This is a genomic window from Vibrio sp. 1078-1 (assembly GCF_033340475.1).
Genome location: NZ_JAWOWM010000552.1, coordinates 1 through 611, shown reverse-complemented (window position 1 = coordinate 611; position 611 = coordinate 1). Strand labels below are relative to the sequence as shown.

Genomic DNA, 611 nt, shown 5'->3' with positions numbered 1-611 from the left:
AACGCCGCATTAAGGTGTGAGCGGCGCTTGGCTATACTTGAGCGAAGCGAAACTGCCAAGCGTTGCGAATCACTCTTGAATGCTTTGTTATGTGCGTGCTAAACGGTAGCGCCTTACCGTACCCTCAATCTCATCTGTGTAGTTACCGAGGTATTCACCACCACAGTTTTCGATGACCTTTTGAGATGCGGGATTGTCAATTGAGCAAGTAACAATAACTGAATCAGTGACAACATGGTCTCGCACCCAAGAAAGCAGAAATGAGGCTACACCTTTACCACGAGCTGACGGTCTAGTTTCGTAGCCAATATGACCAATGACATTTTCTACGTTGGCATTAGTACCTTTGCGAACTCGGACTGCACCTAAAATTTCGGAGTTCGATACACAGTAGTAAGTTGTGCTAGGTAAATATCCCTTTGGTAACCCAGAGATTGCCTTTGAACGTTCGACCAAACCTGACAAATAAGCTGTCGGATCTTGCTCCACACCCGAATATTTTGGAATACCCGATTCTAGGCATTCTTTCGCATAACTCGCTAATATTGGGGCCAAATCAGGGTTGGCCTCTATCACTTCCATGTCAATTTTCCTCATAAGCACATAACGCC

General features: G+C 45.5%; 1 protein-coding gene. It reads right to left on the bottom strand.

Annotated features, from left to right (window positions below; all coding sequences use genetic code 11):
- Nucleotides 1–87 precede the first annotated feature (87 nt).
- Nucleotides 88–582 carry a GNAT family N-acetyltransferase gene (locus R7190_RS28735; RefSeq protein ID WP_186584908.1) on the bottom strand — a complete coding sequence of 165 codons (495 nt, stop codon included), beginning with the start codon at nucleotides 580–582 and terminating at the stop codon, nucleotides 88–90.
- Between the last annotated feature and the right edge of the window lie 29 nt (nucleotides 583–611).